The following is a 240-nucleotide window of genomic DNA, read 5'->3' as shown; positions in this document are numbered from 1 at the left end:
ACTTTCGCGCAAGGGTTGGGTTGGAATGACCTTGGCGGATGTCGGTCAGGCGGCCGGCTACAGCCGGGGACAGGCTGCTCAGCACTTCGGTAGTAAGGGTGCGCTTTTGCGGGCCTTGACCTTGCACATCACCAACTCGTTCGCCGACGAGATGCAGGCCGCACCGACGCAACCCGAGGGGCTGCAGGCGGTACTGGGCTATGTCCGCGTCTACCTTGGGCGCAGTGATCCGAAGTGGAC

General features: G+C 63.3%; 1 protein-coding gene. It reads left to right on the top strand.

Annotated elements, in window-relative coordinates; genetic code table 11:
• Positions 1–25: 25 nt before the first annotated feature.
• A partial coding sequence (locus SB659_RS20395; RefSeq protein WP_410551749.1) for a TetR/AcrR family transcriptional regulator occupies positions 26–240 on the top strand: 215 nt, incomplete at its 3' end.

The sequence above is a fragment of the Arthrobacter sp. SIMBA_036 genome (genome assembly GCF_046535135.1).
Lineage (GTDB): Bacteria > Actinomycetota > Actinomycetes > Actinomycetales > Micrococcaceae > Arthrobacter.
The sequence above is the reverse complement of the archived record's forward strand: the minus strand, read 5'-3'. Positions and strand labels throughout refer to the sequence as shown.